The 26,882-nt window shown below is 42.0% G+C and carries 29 protein-coding genes; 9 read left to right on the forward strand and 20 right to left on the reverse strand.

Translation table 11 applies throughout. The annotated features are described in order from the left end of the window. Positions 1 to 6 precede the first annotated feature (6 nt). The 5 genes from J2Z66_RS07770 to J2Z66_RS07790 form a co-directional block, all read right to left on the reverse strand. Complete coding sequence (locus tag J2Z66_RS07770) at positions 7 to 1,467, reverse strand: sensor histidine kinase (RefSeq protein ID WP_209970778.1); 1,461 nt, start codon at positions 1,465 to 1,467, stop codon at positions 7 to 9. Next, the gene (locus tag J2Z66_RS07775) at positions 1,458 to 2,153 is read right to left on the reverse strand and encodes a response regulator (RefSeq protein ID WP_209970779.1); all 696 of its coding nucleotides are present in this window, start codon (positions 2,151 to 2,153) and stop codon (positions 1,458 to 1,460) included. Before J2Z66_RS07775 ends, J2Z66_RS07770 begins: the two co-directional genes overlap by 10 nt. A 213-nt stretch (positions 2,154 to 2,366) precedes the next feature. Continuing rightward, positions 2,367 to 3,173 carry an IucA/IucC family C-terminal-domain containing protein gene (locus tag J2Z66_RS07780; RefSeq protein ID WP_312894442.1) on the reverse strand — a complete coding sequence of 269 codons (807 nt, stop codon included), beginning with the start codon at positions 3,171 to 3,173 and terminating at the stop codon, positions 2,367 to 2,369. Positions 3,174 to 3,383: 210 nt separating this feature from the next. After that, the gene (locus J2Z66_RS07785) at positions 3,384 to 3,857 is read right to left on the reverse strand and encodes a hypothetical protein (RefSeq protein WP_209970781.1); all 474 of its coding nucleotides are present in this window, start codon (positions 3,855 to 3,857) and stop codon (positions 3,384 to 3,386) included. 11 nt (positions 3,858 to 3,868) lie between these two features. After that, positions 3,869 to 4,903, reverse strand: coding sequence for a DUF3231 family protein (locus J2Z66_RS07790; protein ID WP_245375341.1), 1,035 nt, complete (start codon positions 4,901 to 4,903; stop codon positions 3,869 to 3,871). Positions 4,904 to 5,155: 252 nt separating this feature from the next. On the opposite strand from J2Z66_RS07790, the gene J2Z66_RS07795 reads away from it, so the two are divergent. Together J2Z66_RS07795 and J2Z66_RS07800 are read left to right on the forward strand one after the other, a co-directional pair. Next, complete coding sequence (locus J2Z66_RS07795) at positions 5,156 to 5,608, forward strand: MarR family winged helix-turn-helix transcriptional regulator (RefSeq protein ID WP_209970782.1); 453 nt, start codon at positions 5,156 to 5,158, stop codon at positions 5,606 to 5,608. Between the two features lie 11 nt (positions 5,609 to 5,619). After that, positions 5,620 to 6,885, forward strand: a complete 1,266-nt coding sequence (locus tag J2Z66_RS07800) for an MFS transporter (protein WP_209970783.1) — start codon at positions 5,620 to 5,622, stop codon at positions 6,883 to 6,885. Between the two features lie 366 nt (positions 6,886 to 7,251). On the opposite strand, the gene fumC is transcribed toward J2Z66_RS07800, so the two are convergent. Then, a complete protein-coding gene (fumC, locus tag J2Z66_RS07805; protein ID WP_209970784.1) occupies positions 7,252 to 8,649 on the reverse strand; it encodes a class II fumarate hydratase in 1,398 nt (465 codons plus the stop codon). A 164-nt stretch (positions 8,650 to 8,813) separates the two neighbouring features. Between fumC and J2Z66_RS07810 the strand changes: the two genes are divergently transcribed. Continuing rightward, positions 8,814 to 9,206: a fluoride efflux transporter FluC gene (locus J2Z66_RS07810; RefSeq protein ID WP_209970785.1), complete on the forward strand. Its 393-nt coding sequence runs from the start codon at positions 8,814 to 8,816 to the stop codon at positions 9,204 to 9,206. Next, positions 9,203 to 9,559 (forward strand): fluoride efflux transporter CrcB, encoded by a 357-nt coding sequence (gene crcB, locus J2Z66_RS07815; RefSeq protein ID WP_209970786.1) that lies wholly within the window; start codon positions 9,203 to 9,205, stop codon positions 9,557 to 9,559. Before J2Z66_RS07810 ends, crcB begins: the two co-directional genes overlap by 4 nt. 115 nt (positions 9,560 to 9,674) lie before the next feature. Here crcB and J2Z66_RS07820 read toward each other — a convergent pair whose 3' ends face one another. From J2Z66_RS07820 to J2Z66_RS07840, 5 genes are all read right to left on the reverse strand, one after another. Continuing rightward, positions 9,675 to 10,550: a radical SAM/SPASM domain-containing protein gene (locus J2Z66_RS07820; RefSeq protein WP_209970787.1), complete on the reverse strand. Its 876-nt coding sequence runs from the start codon at positions 10,548 to 10,550 to the stop codon at positions 9,675 to 9,677. Positions 10,551 to 10,737: 187 nt separating this feature from the next. After that, the gene (locus J2Z66_RS07825; RefSeq protein ID WP_209970788.1) at positions 10,738 to 11,706 is read right to left on the reverse strand and encodes an alpha/beta hydrolase; all 969 of its coding nucleotides are present in this window, start codon (positions 11,704 to 11,706) and stop codon (positions 10,738 to 10,740) included. A 661-nt stretch (positions 11,707 to 12,367) separates the two neighbouring features. Then, positions 12,368 to 12,517, reverse strand: a complete 150-nt coding sequence (rpmG, locus tag J2Z66_RS07830; RefSeq protein ID WP_209970789.1) for a 50S ribosomal protein L33 — start codon at positions 12,515 to 12,517, stop codon at positions 12,368 to 12,370. A gap of 13 nt (positions 12,518 to 12,530) precedes the next feature. Next, positions 12,531 to 13,745, reverse strand: coding sequence for a GTP-binding protein (locus J2Z66_RS07835; protein WP_209970879.1), 1,215 nt, complete (start codon positions 13,743 to 13,745; stop codon positions 12,531 to 12,533). A gap of 141 nt (positions 13,746 to 13,886) precedes the next feature. Beyond that, complete coding sequence (locus tag J2Z66_RS07840; protein WP_209970790.1) at positions 13,887 to 14,501, reverse strand: DUF5052 family protein; 615 nt, start codon at positions 14,499 to 14,501, stop codon at positions 13,887 to 13,889. 278 nt (positions 14,502 to 14,779) lie between these two features. On the opposite strand from J2Z66_RS07840, the gene J2Z66_RS07845 reads away from it, so the two are divergent. Next, the gene (locus tag J2Z66_RS07845; RefSeq protein ID WP_209970791.1) at positions 14,780 to 15,256 is read left to right on the forward strand and encodes a phage lytic cycle repressor MrpR family protein; all 477 of its coding nucleotides are present in this window, start codon (positions 14,780 to 14,782) and stop codon (positions 15,254 to 15,256) included. Between the two features lie 63 nt (positions 15,257 to 15,319). On the opposite strand, the gene J2Z66_RS07850 is transcribed toward J2Z66_RS07845, so the two are convergent. After that, a complete protein-coding gene (locus J2Z66_RS07850; protein ID WP_245375342.1) occupies positions 15,320 to 16,753 on the reverse strand; it encodes a serine hydrolase domain-containing protein in 1,434 nt (477 codons plus the stop codon). A gap of 211 nt (positions 16,754 to 16,964) precedes the next feature. On the opposite strand from J2Z66_RS07850, the gene J2Z66_RS07855 reads away from it, so the two are divergent. After that, entirely contained in the window at positions 16,965 to 17,186 is a 222-nt protein-coding gene (locus J2Z66_RS07855; protein ID WP_209970792.1) for a DUF3951 domain-containing protein, read from the forward strand. Between the two features lie 114 nt (positions 17,187 to 17,300). On the opposite strand, the gene J2Z66_RS07860 is transcribed toward J2Z66_RS07855, so the two are convergent. Next, on the reverse strand, positions 17,301 to 18,377 hold the full coding sequence (locus J2Z66_RS07860) for a CobW family GTP-binding protein (protein WP_209970793.1): 1,077 nt from the start codon (positions 18,375 to 18,377) through the stop codon (positions 17,301 to 17,303). Between the two features lie 111 nt (positions 18,378 to 18,488). Here J2Z66_RS07860 and J2Z66_RS07865 point away from each other — a divergent pair, with 111 nt between their 5' ends. Then, positions 18,489 to 19,262 carry a HoxN/HupN/NixA family nickel/cobalt transporter gene (locus tag J2Z66_RS07865; protein ID WP_209970794.1) on the forward strand — a complete coding sequence of 258 codons (774 nt, stop codon included), beginning with the start codon at positions 18,489 to 18,491 and terminating at the stop codon, positions 19,260 to 19,262. Between the two features lie 279 nt (positions 19,263 to 19,541). On the opposite strand, the gene J2Z66_RS07870 is transcribed toward J2Z66_RS07865, so the two are convergent. Together J2Z66_RS07870 and J2Z66_RS07875 are read right to left on the reverse strand one after the other, a co-directional pair. Beyond that, positions 19,542 to 20,474 carry a manganese-dependent inorganic pyrophosphatase gene (locus J2Z66_RS07870; RefSeq protein WP_209970795.1) on the reverse strand — a complete coding sequence of 311 codons (933 nt, stop codon included), beginning with the start codon at positions 20,472 to 20,474 and terminating at the stop codon, positions 19,542 to 19,544. A gap of 126 nt (positions 20,475 to 20,600) precedes the next feature. Next, positions 20,601 to 21,911, reverse strand: a complete 1,311-nt coding sequence (locus J2Z66_RS07875; RefSeq protein WP_209970796.1) for a hemolysin family protein — start codon at positions 21,909 to 21,911, stop codon at positions 20,601 to 20,603. 256 nt (positions 21,912 to 22,167) lie between these two features. Between J2Z66_RS07875 and J2Z66_RS07880 the strand changes: the two genes are divergently transcribed. Continuing rightward, positions 22,168 to 22,920 (forward strand): DUF1836 domain-containing protein, encoded by a 753-nt coding sequence (locus J2Z66_RS07880; RefSeq protein WP_209970797.1) that lies wholly within the window; start codon positions 22,168 to 22,170, stop codon positions 22,918 to 22,920. Between the two features lie 67 nt (positions 22,921 to 22,987). Here J2Z66_RS07880 and J2Z66_RS07885 read toward each other — a convergent pair whose 3' ends face one another. Further along, positions 22,988 to 23,311 (reverse strand): hypothetical protein, encoded by a 324-nt coding sequence (locus J2Z66_RS07885; RefSeq protein WP_209970798.1) that lies wholly within the window; start codon positions 23,309 to 23,311, stop codon positions 22,988 to 22,990. 270 nt (positions 23,312 to 23,581) lie between these two features. Between J2Z66_RS07885 and J2Z66_RS07890 the strand changes: the two genes are divergently transcribed. Then, a complete protein-coding gene (locus J2Z66_RS07890) occupies positions 23,582 to 23,734 on the forward strand; it encodes a DUF1540 domain-containing protein (protein WP_209970799.1) in 153 nt (50 codons plus the stop codon). A gap of 108 nt (positions 23,735 to 23,842) precedes the next feature. On the opposite strand, the gene J2Z66_RS07895 is transcribed toward J2Z66_RS07890, so the two are convergent. The 4 genes from J2Z66_RS07895 to J2Z66_RS07910 are packed head-to-tail and all read right to left on the reverse strand — an operon-like array spanning position 23,843 to position 26,877. Then, complete coding sequence (locus J2Z66_RS07895; protein ID WP_209970800.1) at positions 23,843 to 24,628, reverse strand: ABC transporter permease; 786 nt, start codon at positions 24,626 to 24,628, stop codon at positions 23,843 to 23,845. After that, positions 24,625 to 25,530 carry an ABC transporter ATP-binding protein gene (locus J2Z66_RS07900; RefSeq protein WP_209970801.1) on the reverse strand — a complete coding sequence of 302 codons (906 nt, stop codon included), beginning with the start codon at positions 25,528 to 25,530 and terminating at the stop codon, positions 24,625 to 24,627. The genes J2Z66_RS07895 and J2Z66_RS07900 overlap by 4 nt, the downstream gene beginning before the upstream one ends. Further along, entirely contained in the window at positions 25,527 to 25,730 is a 204-nt protein-coding gene (locus tag J2Z66_RS07905) for a PLDc N-terminal domain-containing protein (RefSeq protein WP_209970802.1), read from the reverse strand. The genes J2Z66_RS07900 and J2Z66_RS07905 overlap by 4 nt, the downstream gene beginning before the upstream one ends. A 46-nt stretch (positions 25,731 to 25,776) precedes the next feature. Continuing rightward, positions 25,777 to 26,877, reverse strand: a complete 1,101-nt coding sequence (locus tag J2Z66_RS07910) for a DUF1648 domain-containing protein (RefSeq protein ID WP_209970803.1) — start codon at positions 26,875 to 26,877, stop codon at positions 25,777 to 25,779. Positions 26,878 to 26,882: the final 5 nt, after the last annotated feature.

The following is a 26,882-nucleotide window of genomic DNA, read 5'->3' on the forward strand; positions in this document are numbered from 1 at the left end:
AATATTTCAGAGTTTACATATAACGAAAGTAACAATCATCCTCGTACCTTGCCCTGCCGCTTCCTCCACCCGGACTTGCCCACCCTGCCTATCAACCAGCTGTCTGACCAAAGCCAAGCCAAGTCCTGTCCCGCCTGATTGACGGGATCTATCCTTATTAACTGTATAAAAGGGTTCAAAAATAAGCTCTCTACGCTCTGGTGGAATACCAACCCCTGTGTCTATAAAGGCAACCTCGACAAAATCTTGCCCTACATCCGTTCTCACGGTAACCGACCCCTGATCTAAGTTGTATTTAATAGCATTATCAAGTAAATTGACGAAAATATGAATAAGGCTGTCCCGATCAGCCCAAATATGCACAGATTGCAATTCCGGTAAAATAGAAATTCCGAATTTATCCGCCTTCCCTTTCAGGCGGAGGCAGATATTTGCCAACAAAGGCTTTAAGTCGACCCTTTCCGGATGATAATCAAACTCATATTTTTCCAAGGCGGCCAATTGAAGCACCTTCTCCACCAATTCATATAGGCGGCTGGATTCCTGCGCAATTGCCTCCCGGGCTTCTTTAATCAAGGAAGGATCATCGTCATACATATGAAGCAAATCCACATAAGCTTGAATGGAGGTAAGCGGGGTTTTTAATTCGTGACTGACGTTATGAATGAACTGTTTTTGCTGTTGTTCAAGCTGCTGCAGCTTCTGTAATGCCACTTGCAGCTTATCCTTCTCTTCGTTTAAGGCTACGATATTGCTTTGAATAGCCAAGCTCATATCGTAAATGCCCAGGCTCAAATCCCCCAGCTCATCCCGCCTCTGCAAGCTTGGTCTTTCCATGTAATCACCTCGCCGGATTTGATCCGCTGCATCTTTTAAACGGCTAATATCCTTGGCTTGCCGAGTCATGTACAACAATCCGAACAGAAAGCTGATGCCTAGGACAATGAAACCAGCGACCAAAAACAAGTTAAGGATATTTCGGTAAAACGCGTGCTGTTCATGAAGAAAAGCCTGAAAGTGAATAACCCCAAGCAGGCCGTCAGGACTTTGCAGAGGAGCCATATATTCCAGAGTATCCCCTACGGCGAAATAAGCAATTTTATTTTGCAGCGCATACTGAAGCGCTTCATGGATATCCGCTTTTTCAGCCATCGGAAGCGAATCACCAACCTCGACACCCTCCGGATCATACAGGCTAACTCGCATACCACTGCTTGCACCTATTTCAACAGCCAATTTTTGTCCCTGCAGCCCCATAAAGGTTTTTGGTTCGAATCGGGTTCCCGTTACATATTGCTGCCTGACGATAATATTCGCCATCTCCACTTGCTTTTCCAAAGCTCTCTCAGTTTGAGTGCGCTGATAATCGGAAATGCCTTTAAGCACGTATATACTGAGTATACCGATAGTAAACAGAAGCAGCACCGCAATAAACCAAGTGAATTTCCATCTAACACTTACTCGCATACAATATCTCCAGTAGCTCTATATCCTATTCCATATACCGTTTGAAGTATTTGCTGATGATCTGGACCCAGCTTCGTCCTAAGACGTTGAATATGAATATCCACAGTCCGTGTGCCTCCTGCATAATCCATGTCCCATACCATATCAAGCAGCTCTTCACGAGTAAAAACCCGCTTCAAGTGAGTCAGCATAAGTGTAAGGAGATCGAATTCCTTAGGTGTCAAAGCTAATGGTTCTCCATGTAAAGAGACACTTCGTTGCTCTATATAAACGATAAGGCTACCGATCTCTACCTTTTTGGGCGCCGCCTCTTTCCCGTTCTTTTCCATTCTTCTACACAGCGCCTTCACTCTGGCAACCAATTCCCGAAGATCAAATGGCTTGGTCATATAATCGTCAGCACCCAGCTCAAGCCCCAGAACTTTATCCACGATATCGTTTTTCACTGTTAGCAGTAAAATACCGACATCCTGACGATGCTCCAATTTCCGGCATACATCAAAACCGTTCAGCTTTGGCATCATGACATCCAACACAAGCACATGAGGCTGAAAAGCTTTCGTTTTTTGCAGCGCTTCTTCACCATCAGCCGCGGTCTCCACAATAAAACCTTCACGCTTTAAAGCATAAGCAATCGCCTTAACAATCGCCTGTTCATCATCAGCCACAAGTACTTTGAATTCCACCCCATGTCCTCCATTCATTTCCATTAACAGTTAAGCAAAAAACCTGTCTTCTTTAACATTACCATTTTAACTGAAAAGAACAAAATAAGATCGGACCCCTTTAACGACAAAATGACAAAACGACAAAACGACAAAACGACAAAAAGAAATAAGACGCTGCCACGGCAGTCTTATTTCTCTTTGTCGATTGTCAGACCAATTGGAGGTGCTTCGCTATTTTGCCGAGCCCACACGAGCCCTGTAGCTCTCACGCTTCTCCGCCCGTTCTTCTTCTTTCATACGCGGACACGTATAACAGTAAGTGCCACCTTCTGTATAAATATACCGGCAGCATGCGTTTTTCATACGAACCTGTTTATCCGGTTCCAGAATATGCTCCACAAACCTGATTTTCACATCGAATGGATTTTTGCTGCGGCCGAAGACAGCTGGATTCAGCTCCAGCTTCAAGAAACGATAATCATCAGCCAACCGCTCCTTAACCAGTAGCTCGCTGGTTGCTTCCTCAAACCCATCCATATAATAATTAAATTTAGTAGGCAGTTGTCCCCACAGTTGGCCTGCGTTTAATTTAGTTGTCTCTGACAGTTGTTCAAACAACGGCCGCAAGGTATCTCCATATAAACTTGAAAATACACGCTCCCGCCATGCTGGCCTATCGGCTTCCAATTCTGGTGCTTTTTCTTCAATCCGCTCGTGCAGCTGGAAGGCAATGCGCACATAGCCATCATCAGGAATGATATGAACGCTAATATTGCGGAGCGAGAAATCCAGCGCCATGTTATGTAAGGATGCAGTATATTGGAGAGCTAATGCCAACCCGCCAAACCAGCTTGCTAAATACGCCGCGGGAGCCGTATCCTCAATTGCTTTCATATGCGAACCATAGTAAGAGACCAAGCTCTGCATATTGTCCTCGTTCAGCATATCGGCGGCATTCATGGAAAAAACAGCTTTTTCAGGTTCCTGCAAATGAATATAAAACATTTTTTCTAATTGATCTGAATTTATAATGTCCACTAGCATCCACTCCTCTTCGAATGATCAATTCCTTGCTTATGTATGATAAAAATAACAACGCTATACTTCATTCATATGGTGAATGGGATTGATTAATGAAAAACATTCTCATTATATCAAAGTTTATGGATTTTATCTATGGATAGTTGATGTAGTTTTCAACAAAAAAATAAAGTCCTCTCATTTTAGAGAAGACCTTAGCTCTGAGTTTCAGTTTTCCACAGGATCTTTCATCAAAGAAAGAAACCATTTTTTTAATATAAAACCTATGCCTAATCCAATAAAGCAAAATAACATGGGAAGCCATACGGGCCCCCATAATATGCCACAAATACGCCAACTCGAATAAATAAGACCAACCGTTGCAACAAAAGCAGAAGTAACAAAGGGAAGATAGGAATATGGGTTTAATTCACTGCTGACTTCTCTATATGCATCCCATATTCCAAACATATATATACAAGGGTAGAACATCAGCCAATGGTAATCTGTTAGGTTGATGGCATTTTGAATTTCACCTTTAAAGCTGGCGATTATAACCAGATTTAAATTCGATTTTAAATTCACCATAAATTCCAGGACAATCAATAACAGCCCTTTCACAACGTGGCCATTTAGAATTTGTCCAAATCCGGGAAGGGCAATGCTCCATAAAATAACCTCGACACGTTTATGTCTACCCATTCATCTCACATCTATCCCTTTGCAAGCTTATCTCGGTCAACAGCTTGAGGTGGTTGTTCCATCCACCCGTTATCAATCATGATGTCTGCCCCGTCATCTGCATAAGCCATAATTTCCATCATCAGACGGACATAGATTGCTCCCAAATCCCGTCTGGGTCCCAGACCGAGACTTTGCCCATAATGCCCTATTCCAGCCGAATTTAACATAGAAACGTGAAACATCATGATTTTATCAGAAACAGGAGCAATCTTGGAAGCCGTTGGCAATACATCCCAGGTGCTTGCTGAGGGAAGATACTCCTTGCTTAAGGTAGAGCCGAATATTTCCACATGCTTATCGGCAATGTTCCTACCTCTTACCAGATAATCACGAACTTGTTGCGACCTGGCAACTTGGCTGAAACCCATAAGTAAAGTACGGCCTAGTTGATTTTGGATCAAATTAAAATAGATATTTGTCATATCCAGCACATTTAAAGGTCTGTGGCCCCCCAATAATCCTTGAATATAACTTTCCTTTTTGACAAACTCTACTTCTTTGTATTCTGGAATATAAGGAGATCTTATAAATGTCCCTTTCTTCAACATGGTCTCCATTGCTTTATTTAGCAGCTGTGCCGATTCACTCAAGCATTCTGTATAATATTGGCACATATCCGGCCTCGCCGAATTGGACAAGGCTAATGTATAAGCCACCGCACCAAGCTTGCCTATGTTTTCAACATAAAACAAGTAAAAATCATCGGTAAACAAACGAGGAGCTTCAATATTCAGATCATATTTTTCAGAAAAGCCAACAGGAATAGGCAAATGATCCTTAGTGAAAAAAGCTTCCAACTTTTCAATATGCATACGGGACTGCTTTAAGGAAAGCTCTACAACAGACCTAATGTCAGGATCATCAACATGCTGTAAAAAAGAGCTTAATGTACATATGGCCATCGTATCGTTTTGATAATTCGTCCAGATATTTGCGATTTCTGCTGATGTTAGCTTTAAATTATGTGCTGTTTCCGGGGAAATTGTAACCATAGCTTTTTGCATGCCTCCACTTGATCTCTTTTACATAGCTATTGATCATATAATTACCTCAAAAAAGGAAAATATACTTTATCTGCAAACTTTATCCACAGGACTTGACAGCACTTGATTTAACGATCAAAAACATCGTCCTTAAGTGTAACCACGCTCCTTTCCGGAGGAGATGGGTTAGAGAGTTCAAGTATTCGCATTGACAACTTTAGTTGTCTAACATATAGTTGTCTTAACAACTATATAACAAAAAGGAAGTTGACCATGACAGAAAACGTAAATGTATTGGATAGTTCGATCGGCTTTATTATGGGTGTAACCTATCGTAAAATATCTTCCCTTTTCCAGCATCGTTTGAAGGAATACGATATTACTCCTGAGCAGTGGTCGGTCCTCTACCAGATAGCTAGAGCTGAAGGCCTGATTCAGAAGGTAATCGCCGGGCGTTCAGGCAAAGATAAGCCGACAACCACACGTATTCTTGATCATTTAGAAGGAAAAGGCCTTATTTATAAAGAGGCTGGGACGAACGACCGCCGGGCGTTTCTGGTCTATATTACAGCCAAAGGGACAACCCTCATTCAAGAGACTACCCCGATCGAGCAGCAGCTTATTAAAGACATCAAGCAATGCGTTTCAGAGGAAGAATACAATGTGCTGGTAGAGCTTCTTTTGCGGATAAACAATTTTGCTACTGAACTAACAGACAGAGAGTAGGATAAGCAGCCATGCTGTACCAAACCCAACAAACTAAATTATGGACAAAATCTTTTATCGTTTTAACGATTTGCTCGTTCTTATTGTTTTTGAATTTACAGATGCTTCTCTCCTCTTTTCCCGAATATGTGAAGAAGGAGTTTCTTGCAGGGGACTTGACGGTTAGTCTTGTAACTAGCGTCTTCGCTTTATCGGCAATAGTAACTCGCTTCATGACAGCTGCCTTGATGCGTAAGGTGCATCGTAATATCCTGTTACTTGTTGGTCTAGCCTTGGCCGCTGTGGTTACTGGTGTTTACATATATGCGGATTCAATTGGCTCGCTGCTCATTATGCGTGTTGGTTATGGAATCGGATTTGGGATGGCAAGCACGATCCTGCCGACATTAGTGTCACAAATTATTCCGGGAAACAGGATGGGAGAAGGCATCGGTTACTTCGGCTTGTCCACCAGCCTGGCTATGTCCATTGGGCCGATGATTGGATTGAACGTAATGAAACAGGCCGGCTTCAGTTCGCTGACAGTGATCGGCACTGTTGTTGTGCTCCTTATTTTTCCGATTATTTTATTGTCGCGTGCGATCCCTCCCGATACGAAAACACTGCGTTTTACAAGTGCGAAAACACAGCGTTCTCCAGATTCGAAATCCAAATCTCCGTCCAAGCAGCCTTTTAACAACAAATTATTTATACCAGCGCTATTGAACGTCTTACTGGCCGTGACCTATGGCGGGCTCCTCAGCTTTATCGCGTTATTCGGAGGATCTGTGCATTTAGAACAGGTTGGCTTGTTTTTCTTATTTAATGCTGTCACCATCATTATTATTCGCCCTATATCGGGAAGAGTATTTGATACCAAAGGTCATGCCGCCGTCCTCATTCCCGCTGCAATTAGCGTCGTGGCCAGCTTAACAGTACTATCCTTCGCGACCACTACGCCAATGCTTATTTTGTCTGCCCTGTTGTATGGAATCGGTTTTGGCGCAATCCAGCCCACTATTCAAGCATGGATGCTTCGGTCAGGCTCACCTGATCAGCACGGTATGGCCAACAGTATGTTTTACAACTCTACAGACTTCGGGGTTGCAGCAGGCGCATTGATTCTGGGGGCGATATCTTCGGTCTCAAGCTATGCACTAATGTACCGCTATTCCGCTGGATTCATGGTTTTGTTCCTAGTACTATTTGTATGTGTCCAATTGCTTACAAACAAGAAACGCCGTAATACTGATACTGACGATACCATAGAAAAATCGCATCCAGGCTTGTATTCATAAATGGCGTCCTTTGATGTGTGTGTTCGTGACTTGGTGCGTTGCGGAGGGAATGGCTGTGGGCTCCAGCCGCTGTTAAAGATTTGTTCCCTTGAATCGTATCGATGAGGAGGTAGGAACAAATCTTTAAAGGCGGTCGCTACCGCTCTTTCTCCCACAGCCATTCCCTTTCTTTAGCTACAATCGCACGAATCACACGAACACCATGTTCAAACGAACAGCCAGCAAGGGTTTTTCTCTTGGTAAGAGGAGATGTCCTAGCTGGCGCTGGCTCTGGCGCTGGAGATATGAGCCCGCACAGTTGAGGAGGACCTGATGCTTTAACGATAAAAAACACGACATCGCAAGTTAATCGTTTTTTAGCAGAGGTTAGCTGCCCAGTGAAGCAGGACCGATCATCAGCTCGGGTCTAACGATGCGGTCAAATTCCTCTTCTGTCAAAAGCTTGCTTTGTACAGCGGCCTCCTTGAGTGTTGTCCCTTCTTGATGGGCCCGCTTGGCAATAGCTGCTGCCTGCTCATATCCGATGTGCGGGTTTAACGCTGTAACCAGCATCAGGGATCTTTCCACATTGTTTTGGATGACTGTATAGTTGGGTTCAATACCGATAGCGCAGTGGTCGTTGAAGGAACGAATAGCATCACTAAGCAATCGGGCAGATTGCAGGAAATTATAAATAATGACGGGCTTGAACACATTCAGCTCAAAATTCCCCTGGCTGGCAGCAAACCCGATCGTCGCATCATTACCCATCACCTGGCAGACAACCATCGTCAATGCCTCACTTTGTGTAGGATTGACTTTTCCAGGCATAATAGAGCTTCCCGGTTCATTTGCCGGAATGGAAATCTCCCCAATGCCGCAGCGCGGCCCGCTGGCAAGCCATCTTACATCGTTGGCAATTTTCATCGTATCTGCGGCTAGCGCCTTTAATGCACCATGCACATAGACCAGCTCATCATGGCTTGTCAATGCATGAAATTTATTAATGGCCGAAGTAAACGTTTTGCCGGTTAACCTGCTAATCTCCTCCGCAGTAATGGCTCCGAATTTCGGATGAGCATTGATTCCCGTTCCTACCGCCGTTCCGCCAATCGCCAGCTCACTCAAGGATTCTGCACTTACGCGAATCATATGCTCCGTTTTTTCCAGCATACGAACCCAGCCGCTTACTTCCTGACCAAGCGTTAGTGGCGTGGCATCCTGTAAATGAGTTCTGCCAATTTTTATAATACCCTGGAAAGCTTCACTTTTCTGACGTAGAGTCTCCTTTAATTCAGCAACAGCTGGAAGCACTTGATCTTCAATGGTAATAAGTCCTGCTATATGCATCGCAGTAGGGAAAGTATCGTTAGAGCTCTGAGATTGATTGACATCATCGTTGGGATGAACCCTTTGCTCACTTCCACCCTGCTTTAATATTTGATTAGCCCGGTTGGCAATAACCTCATTTACATTCATATTGGACTGCGTCCCGCTTCCGGTCTGCCATACAACTAATGGAAAGTGTTCATCAAGCTTCCCATCTATGATTTCATCGGCCGCTGCTACAATGGCCTCTGTCTTCTCATTCGATAAGGAACCCAGCTTATGATTAGCCAGAGCAGCGCTCTTTTTCAGGATGGCAAACGCTTGTATAATGGCTTGCGGCATTTTTTCAGTCCCGATATCGAAGTTCTCGAAGCTTCGTTGGGTTTGGGCAGCCCATAATTTATCCAAAGGTACTTTGATTTCCCCTATCGAATCTTTCTCGATTCTATATTCCATTGTATTCCCTCCAATGCTGAATTTTTATTGCCTACAATTGTTAATTTTATAGAAGATGATAAACGAAATCAATTTTAGCGGTCAGACCCGGATTTATTTATTTTACAAACCAAAGGTTTGTTTATATGATAATGATAAGCTCGATAGTAAGAAGGAGAAGCTGTATGAATGTAATAGCTCTAGCAATTGGAGGATTTATCGGAACTATTTTGAGATACGAAATTGGTGTTTGGTTTGAATCGTTTTCCGGTGCCTTTCCACTAGCAACTTTAATCATTAATTTAAGCGGCTCCCTCTTTCTTGGATGGTTCTTTACTATTACGCTTCTCCATTGGAAGGTTCGTCCGGAAATCCGTCTTGGTCTCGGTACTGGATTAGCAGGGGCCTACACTACATTCTCTGCTTTTTCCGTTCAATCCGTTGAGTTTATTCAGGCAGGAAGAGTTGATATCGCTGCTATTTATATAGGAGCAAGTGTTTTAGGAGGCATAGCGCTAACGTTGATCGGGGTTGTTTTGGCCAAGGCTCAAGCAAACAGGAAGGGTGTAGCTGTATGATTGCAGCCATTGGACTTGCTGGGGTTGTAGGAACATTATTACGGTATTATATGGGGAAATGGATTTCATCAAAAGTAGGTACTGGATTTCCTTGGGGAACATGGTCGATTAATATGACTGGGTCTTTTCTGCTTGGGGGCTTGTATGCCATGAACCAACATCATGACATTCCGAATTGGGCATGGCTCATAGTCGGTACAGGGTTTTCTGGCGGTTTCACTACTTTTTCCACCTTTGGCTATGAAACCATTCAATTACTACAGTCCGGAAAATGGTACCGCGCTGCAGTTTACATCGTGGCATCTATTTTGCTGGGCTTGTTATGTGCTTGGCTAGGGATGATAACATTTTGAGTAGATCTTCTCATTCAGAGAAATGAGCCAACGCATCAATTAAGCGATCGAATAGCATGGTAAAATGCTAGAAAGGGCTGCTCAGCACACATAGTGCTAAGCAGCCCTTTCATGATCAGCCAAACCTTTTTCTGTATCCGCATTTCCTACATAATTCTTCAACGGCTTCTCTTCTGGAAAATCCGTCAAAAAGGTTGTTGGCTCTTTCACTCTCCACAATATCAGAAAACCGGGATTGATGAACATTCCCCAGATTAATAACGCCTTCGCCATCCAGACAGCAAGGAACTACAGTTCCATCCACCAGTATGGCTGCCTGATTTCTAAGTGCATGACAAAATCCTTTTCCCTCATCCTCTTCCGCTTTTAAATCCGGCCATTCAAATTCATGATCCTGATTCAAGTATACGTTATTTGCTATCTTGAGCCCGCTGCCGCGCACGAACTTCTCTTCAATTTTATAATCGAGATTAAATTCATTCTCAATAATTTCAAGCAATTGACGGTTTTTATTTTTCTCCAAATTGGTTTCATTATCCTTAGTTAAGTTCCAAAGCCTGAAGGATATAATCACATTACTGTTAGCTACGGCTTCTCGAACAAAAGTTAAAATACTTGCCAGATATCCCGCCTTGTCCTTGGAGCCTTCATGTCCATCAAAGCTGTGCAAGGAAAAGTTTACTTGCCTAAGTGCCGGCTTCATCAAAATTTTATGCTTCGCTTTATCGATCAACGTACCATTTGTAGTAATATTGACTTTAAAGCCTCTTTCGTGGCTCAAATCCAATAACTGATCAATCTTCGGATGAAGCAGCGGCTCCCCCTTGACATGATAATAAATATAATCGGTATGAGGCTTGATTTCATCTAATATTTTCGTAAAATCATCTATCTTGATAAAATTGGATTGTCGCTTCGTTTGTGGGCAAAAAGTACAGGCAAGATTACAAACACTCGTAATTTCAATATAAAACTTCTTGAACTTTTTCACTCGTCTAAACCCCTATCCTGTTCTGAAAAAAGCTGTTGCGCTATGCGCTATCACGATTATAGGATTGAAGCTCTCAAACGTCAAGTAAATAGCGGCAATTGCATGCAACGGACAAAAAGTCCACTAGCAACATGTTGCTTTGGACTTTTTGTCGTATTCTTATGTCTTTCACAGGCTGTCAGACAGTCTACCGCTTGGTCAAAGCCAATATTTCATCGGCAACGAGATCAGGGCGATATTGATGAATATAATGATCGGTATCCTTGACCACCAATTGCTTCGCTTGCAAGGACCAAGAAGTAAATTCCGCTTCGTATTTGTTCCAGACTTCATCGCTAACCCCTAAGTAATCGGATGTCAGCACCGTAAGCGGGAAAGGAAAGGGTTGTTTGTCATCCAATACGACCTTTGCATTCACCTTGAATTGACGCATTTCGTCCGCTATATTGGCATTTTCAAGCTTAAGCAATGAGGCTGTCAGATCAATCTGCTTCAGTTCATCCGGTACGAACTTCAAGCCATTTCGCATTGAACGTGTGCTTTCTATAACACTGTCAGCCTGGAAAAGCATCCGAATCACACCTGTTTTTATGAGCAGCTTATTGATAAAGCCGGCTTCTACTGGATCCGTATCATTGTAGTAATATTCCGGACTTCCGGCATCCAGCATCACGATACCTTGTACCTCGTCCGGGTATTTCTGTGCAAAGCGGAGCGTTTCGAGGGCTCCTAGCGAATGTCCCACAAGCAGGTAAGGCGGCTTTTGGCCGGATGCCTGCAGCACCTCGTGTATTTCGTTCGTTATAGTATCAATGTCACGCTTCTTATCCGTCGTATCACTGTACCCATAGCCAAACCTGTCATAGACAGCGAACTTAACATGTGGTGCAAGCTTCTCATACAGTGGGGAAAAATCAACATACGGATTAGCCGTGCCCCAACCAGAAGCCAGTACTACCGTTACATCACCTTGACCACCTGTATATACATGCATATTTTTTCCATTCACATTGTACAGCTTGCCGCTTGGGGTATAAGATTTCAGATCTTGGCTGGTGCTCACCTGTTCATATATCAAACCTGATCCCACAAGCACAACAATAGCCAGCAGCCCGAAAATAAATGTCTTCAATAATCTTTTACGCCATTTCTTCATTTTTCACACTCTCCTTCTACCATTCATTATAAATGCTCAAGCTAAAGCATTAGAAAACAGTAGCTTAATTCTACCTTAATTCTTTTAAGAAAAACTTGTTGCGTCCTTTGAGGGGCGTCTTCGTTATGTTGTTGGTTCGGGGAGGGAATGGCTGTGGGTTCCAGCCACTGTTAAAGATTTGTTCCCTTGATTGGAATGGATGTGGGGGTTGGAACAAATCTTTAAAGGCGGGCGCTTACGCTCTTCCGCCCACAGCCATTCCCTCTCTTTAGCTACAACGAATCACAAACACCAAGCTCAAATGAACAACCAGCAAGGGTTTTCCCTTGATTAGAGAGAAAATTTCCTAGCGGGCGCAGCGTTAGGAATGAAGAAGAGGGAAGAGCCCCCTACCTGCTACTTTACGATGTTTTTCATCGTTAAAAGCACCATGCCCTCTCCACATCTTTACTTTAACGATGAAAATCATCGTTAAAGTGAAGCACGCGAAGCACACGTAGCACAAACGCTCAAAAGTGCGGCCAAAAGAGGTTGCTTCCTGAGCGAAGGGGATAGTGGCAATAGTGCATTGCAAAGTACTTAATTATCTGTTATGTAAAAATAAACCCGACTTCCCTTAACGCTACAGGGAAGCCGGGTTTATTTCATAGTGGAGCTGCTGTTATCTGGTTTCACGGTGCAGTGTATATTTATTGAGACGCGGACAGAACTTCCTAAGCTCCAAGCGTCCTGGCTGGTTCCGCTTATTCTTGGTTGTCGTATAATTACGATCTCCCGTTTCTGTACAAGCTAGTGTGATTATAATTCGCATGCTTACTCACCTCCTATGTCAAGTTAAATACTTCTTTCAGCTCAGAAGCGCTGTTTGGAAATGGATCAGCAAACCGGGTCCAATCCTGCTGTTTTTCATTATCAGTTAGCAGACAACCATCCAAAGAAGCAATGATCTGCTCCTTATTCATTTCAATGCCGATAAACACTACCTTATTAATACGATCTCCAGAGATTGGATCCCACTGCTTCGAAAGCTCTTTATCCTCCTGCAGTAGTTCTGCACGCTCTGCTTCCGGGAGTGCTGCAACCCAATAACCAGCGGGTCCAAATTGAATCGAAGGTCCCGCTTGGCTAAAGCTCTGGGCGAAATCATTACGGGAAGCCAGCCACATCATGCCTTTCGCACGCACAATTTCAACTGGCCACTCCTCCATCCAGGTCATAAGCCTTTCCGGATGGAAAGGTTCCACCCTTTCGTATACAAAAGAAGCGATACCATACTCTTCCGTTTCCGGGGTGTGAGCCGGTTTCTCCATTTCCTTCATCCATCCGGCTGATGTGCTGGCAGCGTCGAAATCAAACAATCGAGTGTTTAAAATATCAGCTGGTTCTATTTGGCCCTTTATGGCTCGTATCAGCTTGGCCCGCGGCTGCAGCTTGCGCAGCACACCCTCAAGCTCTTCCAGCTCGTCAGGAGCAACCATGTCACATTTATTCATAATCAGAACATCGCAAAACTCAATCTGATCGATCAGAAGATCAACTACATCACGCGTATCGTCATCCCCTACAGCCTGTCCACGATCTAGTAGTGTTTCACCAGATGAGAAATCAGTCCAGAACCGATAAGCATCAACAACGGTAACCATACAGTCCAAGCGGCATAATTCAGACAAATCAATTCCCTGCTCTTCATCTATGTAGGTGAAAGTTTGCGCAACAGGGATCGGCTCTCCTACCCCCGTAGACTCGATGAGGATATAGTCGAACCGATTTTCTTTTGCCAGCCTTTGCACTTCTCGCAATAAGTCTTCACGAAGTGTGCAGCAAATGCAGCCATTGGAGATTTCAATGAGTTCTTCATTCGTTCGCGACAGCCCCCCGCCATCCCGGATCAAATCGGCATCGATATTCACTTCACTTAAATCGTTAACAATTACCGCTACCTTCAAGCCTTGGCGATTATTTAATACATGATTGAGAATCGTGGTCTTACCGGAACCTAAATATCCACTTAAGACGGTAACTGGAATTTTGCTTTTCATCATAAAAGCCCCTATTCATATAGTAATATTTACGCTTAATGCATTTATAAAAACCGGACGCGAATGTCCGATTTAAATGTAATATTTACGCTCAGAGAAGTGTATCATCTATTCTTCCATTCGTCAATCCTTTCATATGTTCTAATTAAATAGTGATAAGTCATATACTGTGTAATCACACCGATATATAAATAAATATTTACCGTCTACAAGAAACCCCGTTGATTTATCGATGTCTGTTGTAAAGTATGACACATTATTGCCCACAAATGTTGCTAGAGGCTTTCCGGATTGGGATCGAACTAATATCAGAAGTTTTTGCCCTGTAGTCAGATTCTTAACGGAGTTAACCATTTTGTTTACGAATGGAATTGATCTGCTGCTGCTTTCTAGATCATTTGTTTTTGCATACTCTTCGAATACATTGGTCAATCCCTTTTCATTAAGTATTAAGCTGCTGCCTACATGCATCATCGTTTTTCCACCAACAGTTATACTCATGACCCCAGATTTCTGAACAGTTGAACCCTCACTATCTTTCAACTCAAAGCTGCCATTTGCTCCAATGTCTATTGATTTACCTTCAATCTTATCGATAATATTACTCTCTTCATCATACGTTTGAATAATAGCTTCCCTGCCTTTTAGAGCACTTTTCATTTTCCCGACTTCATTTCCAAAAAAGTTACACCCAGCAGCCAAAATCAACAATGTACTCACTGCCAACAATGCGAATGCTTTATGAAATTTCTTCATTTGTTCTCTCCTTTATCTTTACTCAACGATTACACCAGACCATTTATTATAATCCATTGTACATATATTGGCTACGAAATATTGGCTGCGAAATTATCGTATAGAAATTATTGAATACCGTTTCGTTTATCACGTAAATGTTTAATATCATAATATGTAAAAAAGTATTTTTTTTCATCGACAAAAGTAGTCATTTTACACCCTTACCAATCATATCCATATCATATATACTTTTGTTTATACCTCATAAACACATCTGAAAGGTTGGTACCAACTACATGACCAAAGGTTTAATTGAAAAGCTGCTGTTTGTAGAATCACAATGCATTAATCATCAAGACGCTTTAATAATTCGTCTCCTTCTCGAAGGTCTGGAAGTTCACGAAATTGTTTATTTGAAAAAGGACTCTCTGGATATGACCAATAAAATACTTACAGTAAAAGATGCTTCCGGAGTTAAAAGCAGATTTGTGGTAAGCTCCCGATGTGCGATGTTATTCAAACGGGCCATTAATCAATCCCACTACTTTATAGACAATGGATCTAACCAATCTGAGCTTAGAGAGAGTAAATACGCGATTAAAGTGACTATGAATGATTATCTTGCTAACGAATCTATGATTCAAGAAATGGATTCCGTTGTGCTAAGAACTATATATAATCGGATCAGAAATCTCGCTGAGAGGTTTAATATGCCGGAGATTACTTACGTAACAACAGTTCGAGTAGAATCTGACAATCGAATATATGCTTAATGAAATGAAGTGGGCGTTCAGCTCACTTTTTTTTATTTGATCAAAGCTATCTCAATACTTGGCCTAAAATAAATATCCTGTTTGTATAAATTCATTGAATAAATTAGAGGTATAATGTAACTCTATCCTTCTGTCATTAAATGAAATTGAATACTTAACCACATAGGGGGTTTCAATGTACAACAATGTAAGTTCTAGCAGGTTTGCATCCTTCCAACAAGTATGAGTTATTAATTCCTGTTGATGAGTGGCTAAATCTTTTGTGAAGAGATCGCTTGAGTACATTAAATCATCAAAATTAAATAAATATGACTTAACTGTTTTGTCTTCGTATGTAATTTGAAACTCTAGTTTCTCATCTCTGTAGAAAAAGCCAAGCTGCGAAATGTGTTGATCATTCTCCTTCAACGAATAATGTCGGTTGTCTATGTTAAATACGGTAGCAGATAACGTTTCGGGTTTAGTGAAGGGATAGGCAATGCTTGATAGGTGTGTGTGTAATAATTTCTGCCCCTCATCATCTTCAGCGATTTCTGTGCCAATTTGCCCAAGAAGATGCTCATAAATTAAATGCAACAGTGTCTGAAGTTGTCTCATGCTTGAGAAGTTTGATGTTGCAGCAATAACTATATTTGCTTTGGGAGCAACAAAGCATAATTGTCCATACCCGCCATTCCCCATGAAACAACCTTCACGACATAGAAAAAATTGATACCCATAGCCTTGAGCAAAATCAATCCGGTCTTCGCCTCTTCTTGTATCGCTCTGCTCTTTTGTAGCCAAATTTATATATGCCTCTGAAACAATTCTTTGTCCGTTGTACATGCCTTTGTTTAAAAGCATTTGTCCGAATTTAGCTATACCTTCCGTTGGAATACTCAGGCCCATCCCCCCAGCTGTAATACCCAATGGACAAGTTTCCCACGATGGGTTTGAAATACCCAAAGGCTCAAACAACCGGGGTGTTAAAAACTCCGTTAGATTTTGACCTGTCACTTTTTCTAGTATTGCAGCTAACATGTACGTAGAGTGTGTACTATAACGATAGTAAGTTCCTGGCTTGTGCTCTATTTCAAGAGACAAAAAAGCCTTAACCCAATCGGTTTCCTTTTCCACATAGCCATAAATATTGTCATGGTGGCCAGCATTCATAGATAAAAGATGATGTACCGTCATATAAGATAAATTCTCTGAAATATGGTCCGGCACTTTGTCTGGAAAAAATGATATAACTTTATCGCTTAAGTCTAGAAAACCTTCATCTCTAGCAATTCCTACTGCAATGGATGTAAAGCTTTTACTAAGTGAAAATAAGAGTTGAGGACTGTTTTTTCGATAAGGATTTCGATAAAACTGGGCCGTAGCTTTACCATTTTGTAGTAAAATAAAACTATTCACTTCTAAGCTTGATCGTTCTACTTGTAATAAAAACTCAAGTATATGCCTAGAAGAAAGGCCATGCCTCTCTGAAAAGTCCTTTTGAATTTCACTGATCAAGATTTCAACCCCCATAGAAATTTCATTATTTCCATCTTCTAACAATCATATCGTACATACGTTTCCGTTACAATAAGTCGTTCCATTTTTCTATTGAATTGAGCAATTAGACATAAATCAATATATAATGTAAAATACCAATTATTAGTTGAGCATAGTTTATTCCTTTTGCTATTTTGATTGATCAAATTTGAAAAAAAAGGGTGGTAACATGGACTTTTCTTCAATCGTCTTATTATCGTTGATCTTACCAGTATTCGTACTAATCATTTACATTATGGCAAAAGCAATTATCAGCAATAGAATTCCTGACAGCCGTTATAATCCGTTCGATAACATTACAGGCCAGACAACAGTGATATTCCAAGAGCAAAAAGAAGAGAAAGAAGAAGATGACGAGCAGGGTGACGATATTAATAAAAATGAAAAGTAATCCTAGCCCCCCATCGAATCAACAATAATGGAATTAAAAAAAACCGAGCACAAACACCCGGTTTAAAAGAAACTTTTGCAGTTATAGTTGTCTCATCATCTACACTTCCATCCGTCAGTCCCCTTGCATGTTCCATACAGCAGCAACAATTTCTTCTTTCGAAAAGTTCTCCCCTATAAACACCGCAACACTAGGCACATCGGCTTTAGGTCTGATTTTTAAAATCTCCAGCTCGCGGTATGCGAATTGGAATAAATAAGGCTGCTCGTCGTCGGTGAAGCGTAACAACCCTTTAGCCCGGTACACCTCGCGAGGAAGCTTACTAATCAGGAGCTCGAATCGGTCTCTATCTATAGGCTTTTCAAAATAATGCGTATATACCATAACATGCTCATGAGAATGGTGATGCGCGGCAGAAACACATGCATGGTCTGTTGTATGTTCGCCTACAGGGTGTGCGTGTGTATTTCCTTGTTGTCCTTCATCTTCAGGGTGCTCAAGGTCAGCATGTTGATCATGGTCAGCATGGTCACAAGCACCGGACTCATGGCTCCCTTCGCTCATGTAATGCTCATCCCTTTGTGCGTGTTTCTCATCAAGAAAGTCTATACTTCCTTGACAATGAACCGTCGCCCGAATAGGAGCGAAGGCATTCCACCCGCGTATTTTCTGCTGAAGCTCGAGTAACTCATGAGCAGAAACCTTATCTGCTTTATTTAGAACTAACCAACCAGCACAGCGAATCTGCTCTTCCATCAAGCGGTAAGTCCGTCCCTTATTATTAAGACTGAGCTCTAATAAATGAGGCGCATCAATTACCGTCACGATAAATTTCAGCTCCACTTTTTTGAGAAGCGAGGCCTCTGTTATGCTATGAATGATCTCCATAGGATTGGCAATCCCCGTTGCTTCTATCAAAATAATATCAGGCTCGTAATTTTCCATAAGCTCATAAATGGTCATGCTCAAATCGCCGCTAATCGTACAGCAAATACACCCACTCAGCATTTCTGCCATGGGAACGTTCGCATCCAGCATTTGGCCATCTATATTAATATCCCCAATCTCATTCATAAGAATGGCCGGCTTCTTACCCGACTCTTGCAGAGCATCGAGAACCTGGTTCAAGAGCGTGGTCTTCCCGCTCCCCAAAAATCCTGAAAAAAGGTAAATCGGAATAGGCTTATTCATCGGTACGCCTCCTGTGATTTTATTTAGCAAGTTAGCAGCTATACCCGCATAGAGTAAGAGGAGTCAGGTTGTCTACTTTTGAGGGACTGCTCCCTCTAGGAGGATGTTCATATGGAACTGGTTTACACAATTCCCGCAGCAATAGGGTTAGGTGCGCTTCACGCGTTGGAGCCGGGACACGGTAAAGGAGTCATTTCAGCTTATCTCATTGCGATCCGCGGGAAGATCAAGGATGCCATGTTCATTGGCATTATTTCAGCAATCACGCATACGATTTCCATTGTAATTTTGTCATTGGCCGCCTCGGCTATGATTCAATGGCTGGCTCCTGATCAGTTAATTCATTGGATCGAATTAATTGCTGGTATTCTAATCACATTAATTGGGGCAAAAATTCTGTATGGTCATTATTACCCGCGTATCCTCTCGCTAGGCTCCTTGGCATATCTACAAAAAGACCGGCTCTCGGAGCAATGTGACCACCACCACCATCATCATAATCATGAAAATCAGAAGCACCATAAGCATGATCATCAAAGTCATCATAGTCACCATCAGCATGCCGATGAAGCACCAACATCCATACTTAGGCTAATCGTCGTGGGGTTCTTCACTGGGATCATTCCATGCCCAAGTGCTGTGGCCATTTTTTTGGCAGCGATCGCCGCAGGTCAAATCCCGCTCGGAATCGGTCTGGTTAGCGCATTTTCCTTAGGGAGTGCTATTACGATGTGTGCTGTCGGAATCCTTGTTGTTCGAATCGGACGTACAATTAAAAATAGGGGCAGCCTGACTTTTGCCCGTTCTCTGAATATGGTTTCGTCGCTTATCATTATTGGTATAGGCCTGCTCGTAACTATTAATGCCGTAGGTCAATTTGCTTAATTAAATAAGTATAAAATTCAACATGGCATCAATTATATTAGTAATATTTACTACTTATCAATCATAACTCTTTTTCTTTTCCACTGTCAACGGCATACGAAAAGAAAAATGCAAGGCAGGAACATATACTGTTCCTCCTTGCATTTCCTGGGTTTGACGCTATGATAGCAGCTCAGCGCAACAGCACTTGCGTCTCTGCTTGTAGCTCTGATTGCAGTTGCTGCTTGTGTCTCTGCTTGCAGCTTTGCTTGCGGCTTGCTTGTAGCTCTGATTGCTGCCCTACAGCTTGTTAAAAATATCAGTCAAGACAGGCACAATTTGTGACTTCCGCGAAACAACGCCTTTCAGAACAGCTTTGTTATCAATCAAATTAACGTTGTAGGCTTGTTCCACAGCTTGTGTTGAACGGCCCAGCGCTAAAGCAACCGAATCATTGTTTAGAATATCGGTCACTACGAAAACAAATAGATCCAGTCCCTTCTCCGAAATAATGGCGGAAAGGGCTTCTTCCAGCTCAGCTTGCCGGGCAAGCACATCATTCGTATCCACAGCATTCACTTGCGCGATTTCCACTTTGTAGCTGCCCATTTGGAACTCTTTGGCATCCAGGGAAATCAGCTGGCTGATCGTTTTGTCGCTTAGATCAGCACCTGCTTTAAGCATATCCAACCCGTAGGTCTCGATGTTAACTCCGGCTATTTCCGCTAATTCATGAGCTGCCGCTACATCTTCCTCCGTGCAAGTTGGTGATTTCAAAAGCAATGTATCTGAAACGATCGCTGATAGCATAAGTCCAGCTGCCTCTTTACGGATAGCAATTCCTTTTTCTTTGTACAATTTATTTAGAATAGTTGCCGTGCACCCTACAGGTTCAGCACGATAGTACAACGGATTGCTAGTTTCAAAGTTGGCGATACGGTGATGATCAATCACTTCAAGAACTCGAACCTGATCAATATCCGCCACGCTCTGCTGACGCTCGTTGTGATCTACCAGAATAACGTTACTAACTTCGTTAGCTACAGTTTCTACCAAGCGTGGTTCTTTTACTTGGAAATAGTCAAGCACAAATTGTGTTTCCCCACTGATGCTTCCAAGACGAACAGGCTCAACGTTAGCACCCAACGCTGTTTTTAATTCAGCATAAGCAATTGCCGAGCAAATCGTGTCTGTGTCTGGATTTTTGTGGCCAAAAATAAGTGTTTTCTCCATCATCTTACTCCTTATTCATTTTTCTTGGGTGAGATCAATATCTCATAGAATAATTTCCCTTACTAGATTATACATTTAAACTCTTATTAATCCAATTCATTTACAGAGATTTTTTTTACAATGGGCTTAATCCTCTTTTTCCAAAGACAAGGGGTCGCTCTGTTTGATAATTTCGATCTTGCGGATCCGATTATCATCTCTTTCACGCACTATAAAAATCAATGAATCGTAATGCCATTCCAAATCCTTTTCCAGCTCAGGCTGCTGGCTGTAGAGCCATCCCCCGATCGAGTCGACCTTGTCGTTCTCCAGCTCAATTCCAAGTGCATTATTAATATCATCAATCGAAGCTACACCATTCACCAGAAATCGATTTTGGTCGAGTGCTTCAATTTCCTTTTTCTCATCCTGGTCAAACTCATCACGAATTTCTCCGACGATCTCCTCAATAATATCTTCAATCGTAATAAGACCGGACGTTCCGCCATATTCATCCAAAAGCAGTGCGATATGAACGCGTTCCAGCTGCATTCTTTTGAGTAGGACATTGACAGGCATCACTTCAGGCACAGTCATTACAGGCTGCAGCAGTGATTTAAAGTTGAAATTTGGATTATTGTCATAACTTAGAAATATTTGTTTCGTATTTACTATTCCGATAATGTGATCTTTGCTCTCAAGCGCAACTGGAAATCGGGTATATTGTTCTTTTTTTATTATCGCCATATTCTCTTCAAGCGTATTGTTGGCATACAGACAGATCATATCCGTACGCGGCACCATGATCTCACGGGCAAGCAGCTCATCGAAAGCAAATATCCGGTTCACATAGCCGTATTCCGTCTTGTTGATTTTACCGCTCTGATAGCTCTCTGATAAAATAATGCGAATTTCTTCTTCCGAATGGGCCTCTTCATGTTCCCCTGCCGATTTGATGCCAAAAACTCTGACCAGCTTGTTAGCCGAGCCATTGAGCAACCAGATGAACGGATACATGACTTTATAAAAAACAATAATAAGTGGAGCGGTAAGTATAGAGATTTGTTCAGCTTTCTGAATCGCTAATGTTTTTGGAGCAAGCTCACCTAATACGACATGCAGGTAAGTAATGGAAACGAAAGCAATAATAAAGGAAAGAATGGAGACTACACTTTCACCCAAAGCCATTTTCTCAAACAAAGGATGTAGAATCGCTTCAACCGTCGGTTCACCCAACCAACCAAGTCCGAGGGCCGTAATCGTAATACCGAGCTGGCAGGCTGACAGATATCCGTCAAGATTCGATGTTACTTTCTGAACAGCAATTGAATTTTTTGCTTTCTCCACTACCATCTGATCCACTCGGCTCGGACGAATCCGAATAATTGCGAATTCCGTTGCTACAAAAAAAGCGGTAAGTAAAATAAGTAATGCCACCAAAAACAAATTGAGAACCATGTGTACCTTCCTTTTTCTTCATTTTTAAACCTAATTTTTCTGAACTGTTCCAATAAATAGTTCATATGAACTTATTGTATCTTGGATTAGAGAAACACTCAATGTTCCAATTTGGCTATATTCGCTTGTATTGGCCTATATTTTCTTGCACTAATAACATAACCGCATGTTCTTTTTATTATTTGGGCTTTGACATGAGCGCAGGGCCGTTTTATCATAAGTTCATAAGAACTTTTTTCTGAAACGAGGATTTAACATGGAAACTTTAATGTTCACACGGAAAGACATGGCTAATCTGCTGCTTTCCCTCTACGGAACATCTGCTAAGCCTCCTTTGCACATTATTCAAGAAATATGGAGAACCAGACATTTGCGGGAGATGGAACAAGGCAAATCCATGTCAGCATTTATTTCGATGAATCTTTCGACCGTTTTTGAACGGATTATTAAATCTGATGTCAATGCTGCATTTTCCATTCACGATATTGTGTCCCTTGGGTCTCAGATCGAATACACCCACTTTTCCGTGACATCAGTGCAGAATTGGGTCAAGCGTGATTTCAAGGATTTCATAGGTCTAGCCAAGGAAGGCAAAAAATACTCACTGCAGCAGGTTGCCTTATTTTTTATCATTGAAGACCTGCGCTCCACTCTTGACTATGAGTCGATCCGAAAATTGTTTGAAATTGTGTTTGGCGGGAATGGATTGAACCGGAAAGCGATGATTGAGCCTTTGGAATTTTACGCAGCCTATGCCGATTTGTTCGAGGATTTGGATGATAGATACAAAAATTTATTTATCGAACGCGGAGATACGATTAATAAATGGGATCATTTGATTAATGAGGTATCCAAAGAATATGTAGCCTCCAAGGACGAACTGTCAGTAGATCAAAAAGCGGCACTGCAAAATGCAATTCACATATCGATGATTTCGGTCCATACTTCCAGCTTTCATTCCTTAGCTAGACGTTATGTGAATGGCATGGTATTTCTGCGCAATATATAAAAAAAAGCAAAGAAGCGATAAGTCAGCATAGTTCCTTATCGCTTTTTTGCCATGATCAAGAAAGGGTCTAAATAAAAAAGAAGGGAACGAGGAACAACAGCGCAATAGAAGCCCAGGTCAGTGCCAGCGCTGGATTTCCAAAACCAAAGCCGAAGGGTCCAAAAGCAGAGGTTTTTCCTTTTTCCTGCATTTGCTCCAACTGCTTCTTGGCTTTTTGCGGTTTAGTCGACAAAATATTCGCTCCACTGCAGCACCCATTAAATTCTAAGCCAGCTTCTGTCACACCTGTTAATGTGCCATAAACGTGCCTGCCGTCATTTAGTACACAACAAACCTCGCGGCCAATATGGGGAAGGCATGACTCTCTACAAATCGGAGTAATGAGCTGCATAAATGCTTCCTCCTTTCAATTATTCCCCATATTGTATTCTTATAGGTTAATTTCTGTAATAGACAACGGTCTACATCCACAAGAATAACCTCTTACATCCGCGGAAAGTTGCCAAGACCTTTGATGTTTGATATGCTTATAGAACGACTAAAGTCGTACAACACAAAAAACCTCTTTTCTTAGAAGAGGTTCCTTATTGCTATTACAAGCACCACCTTGTAAAGCAACTACAGCTTGTGTTGCAACCCCATTTGAATGGAGGTGACAAATATGGCTAAAGACGTATTGTGCGAAGTTAATTCCTGCCGCTACTGGGCTAATGAAAACAAATGCAGCGCAAGTTCCATCTACATTATTAATCACAGTAATAAAGAGGCTCACAAATCCGCTGAAACGGATTGCAAAACTTTTGAAGTGAAGTAAGAACTACGATTGGAGGAACCCCCAAGGTTCCTTCTTTCTTCTGTATTGTATCAATAATGATAATTATTATCAAGTCATTTTTTCATTTATGGATATTGTGTACCTGAACTACATGGAAACCAGCTCTTTTTTTGATAAATACGTTCTGGTAAGCAGCATCAAAATAAGCATAAGCAGAACCGTAACGACAACAGTCGGGGCAAATGAGGATAGTGTTTCACCCTGGGTTATCATATTGACCGCATGATTGGTTAAATAAGCTGGATTGAACATTTGAACCTCTTCTCGCAACACCGTAGCAACCTTCAACACAATCAGAACAACCATAGACAGGAATGCGACTGCAGCATTTTTCCCCAAGATTGCACTTAAAGCCATGGTGAAGGTGAAAATAAACAAACACCAAACCAGGTATATGCCTATGCCTAGTAAAAGAGAGGTAAATGGAATACTGCTGTATAAGTAATCAATGTAATAGTAAGATGCCATGCAGCCTGCTATGATGGAAATGATGACAATGATCGCTTGGGCGAGCCATTTGCTTGATAAATATTCGGTTAAGGACGTTGAACGGGTCAGCATAAAACTAAGCATGCCGCTGTTTTTATCCCCGGATACGACTCCCATCATACTGATGATAATAATAAACAGGCCTAATTGATCAAATTGCTCTGATAAGGTGGACGCCATCACTTGCGCTCCGGTAAGCTCAGGAAAAGTAAAATTTACGCCCTCCGGTAATCCTCCAGCTGCCTGCAAAATTTGCGGCATATAGAACGTAATCAGCGGTTGTGTGATACCAAGCAATATAAAAACGATAGGCAGCCACAGCAGCTTAAAGTTCCTTCTCGATTCCAGCCATTCTTTGTTAAACAGAATCGACCATCTGCTCATGCCTGCTTCACCATCCTTAGAAAAATATCCTCCAGGTTCTCTTGCACCAGTTCAAACTTTTGAACCGGCAGATTCGTTTGTCGAATCGTCTCCAACAGCCATTCCCTTCCCCTGTCGATATCCTTGACGTGCACCTTGGTCATATTCCCTGCCTGTTCGATTTCTTGAACCAATTCCCCACTGCTGACAATGTTAAGCCACTCTTTATTTTGCGGTGCCTTAATAATAAATACAGGCTGTTGGTGCTTGATCATCAACTGGTCCATTGAATCACTTACAAGCAGTTTCCCTTGGTGTAAAATACATATTTTATTGCAGAGCTCTTCCGCATCATATAAAATATGTGTCGAGAATAAAATCGTCGTTTTCTCTTTGATTACCTTCAGAAGCTCCAGCATATCCCGCCTCCCCTGCGGATCCAATGCTGAAACCGGCTCATCCATAATGAGAAATTTGGGCTCGTGGATAATGGCTTGGGCAATGCCCAATCTTTGCTTCATGCCACCGGAGTAGGTACCAATCGGCTTATGACCATCTTTGCTCAAACCAACCAGTTCAAGCAGCTCTGGGATTCTCTTCGCCAGTGTTGGCTTAGGGATTTCTGAAAGACCGCCCATAAAAGCCAGCAGCTCTTTCCCGGTCATCCAGGAATAGAAGGTGGGATGCTGGGGTAAATAGCCAACAATATGTTTCATTTCTTGATTACTTTTTCCTTGCAGCAGAATTTCCCCAGAGGTAGGCTGAACAATGCCAATCAGCATTTTAATGATCGTCGTTTTCCCAGCCCCGTTGGGACCAAGCAGCGCCGTACACTCCCCTTCATTGATCTGTAAATCAATGCCCTGGATGACATTCTGCTCACCATACTTTTTTTGCAGCTTTTTTGCTTCCAAAAGATTCAATATTTCGCCTTCCTTCCAACTGTGAAATAAATAATAGGGCCAATAATGTTCACTACGACTACAATTACAACCCAAACCCATTTATTTGGCATTTCACGCTGATTTTTAAATAAATCATAGAGTGCTGCTATAACCAAAATGCCTTGCAGTACAAGAAACGGAATAATTAATTTCAAATCCAAACCTAGTTCCTCTATCATGGCTAACCCCCTAATTGTTCTACATCACTAATTAAAAATACACATATTAACGAGTTAAAAGCAAAGGCGCGAGAATAAGAACAAGCGGAAGTCCAATCATGATGACCCAGCCTAATGGCCTGCCCATATTAATCGTCCAACCGATCCCCATTCTTTTTTCCACAAAAAGTGAAGGATCTTGAGGGTTGTAATAAAAAGCGCCCAGCTTCCAAAACTTGTCATCATTGATTTGTACCTGCTTAACTGTTGTCTCGGAAGTTCGAATCCGGCTCCCTCCTTGCCCGGTTCGAACACCCAGCACAATCGTTCCAATCAGAATAATGGCAACTGTGATCATGGACACTGAAGCGTTCACGCTGTAGCTGAAAGAGTAAATCATCCCCAACTGAATAAAGGAAAACAACGCTATGAGCAGGAAGCCTAAAATAATCGCATAGAGTGACCACAATCGCCTGAATGCTACGTTTTGCTGCATCGATGACTCTGGATTGCTGGCGTTAATCTGCTGCTTGCTTTTCATTGTAATCATATTAACAAAAATAAACGTAACAATCATACACAATTGCATCACATTGGGGAAAAACACACTTTGGTAAGATTTCTCCACTATATTGGTCGGAACTCCCTGGAAATCATACTTCATAACGATCATGTCTGGGATACGATCATACTGCATCCAGACAAACGCAGCACTAAGCAGCATAAAGGCTGCATGAATGAGAAACCACAAATTGGAGTAACCCAGCTTTTGGCTGCGGAACCTGGTGTCCACCGCAATAATTTGCGATTGTGGATCTTTCCAGCCCAGCTCTTGCTTCAAGTTTTTCATTTTTTGATAGAAATAAAGATAGCTTATGCCGGAAACGGCCAGTAGTATGATCAGCAGCCCATTAATAATCCAGGCAAATTGCTCATCTGTCAATAGCCCTGTGAGGATCAAGGAGCCAGTCACAACAACTATACCAAGCAAACCAATTATCTGTGCATAGCTTTTGCGCATTTTTTTGACAGCCGGATGATGATAATTTTCTTCACTAACGGAAACTCCAAAACTGATCGTTTTCCTCGTTAAATACGGCGTGGCCGCCATTAAGCCAAATATAGGAACGAATATCATAACTATAAATAACACGGACCAGAACCCCATCCCAG

Source organism: Paenibacillus eucommiae (genome assembly GCF_017874215.1).
GTDB lineage: Bacteria > Bacillota > Bacilli > Paenibacillales > NBRC-103111 > Paenibacillus_AI > Paenibacillus_AI eucommiae.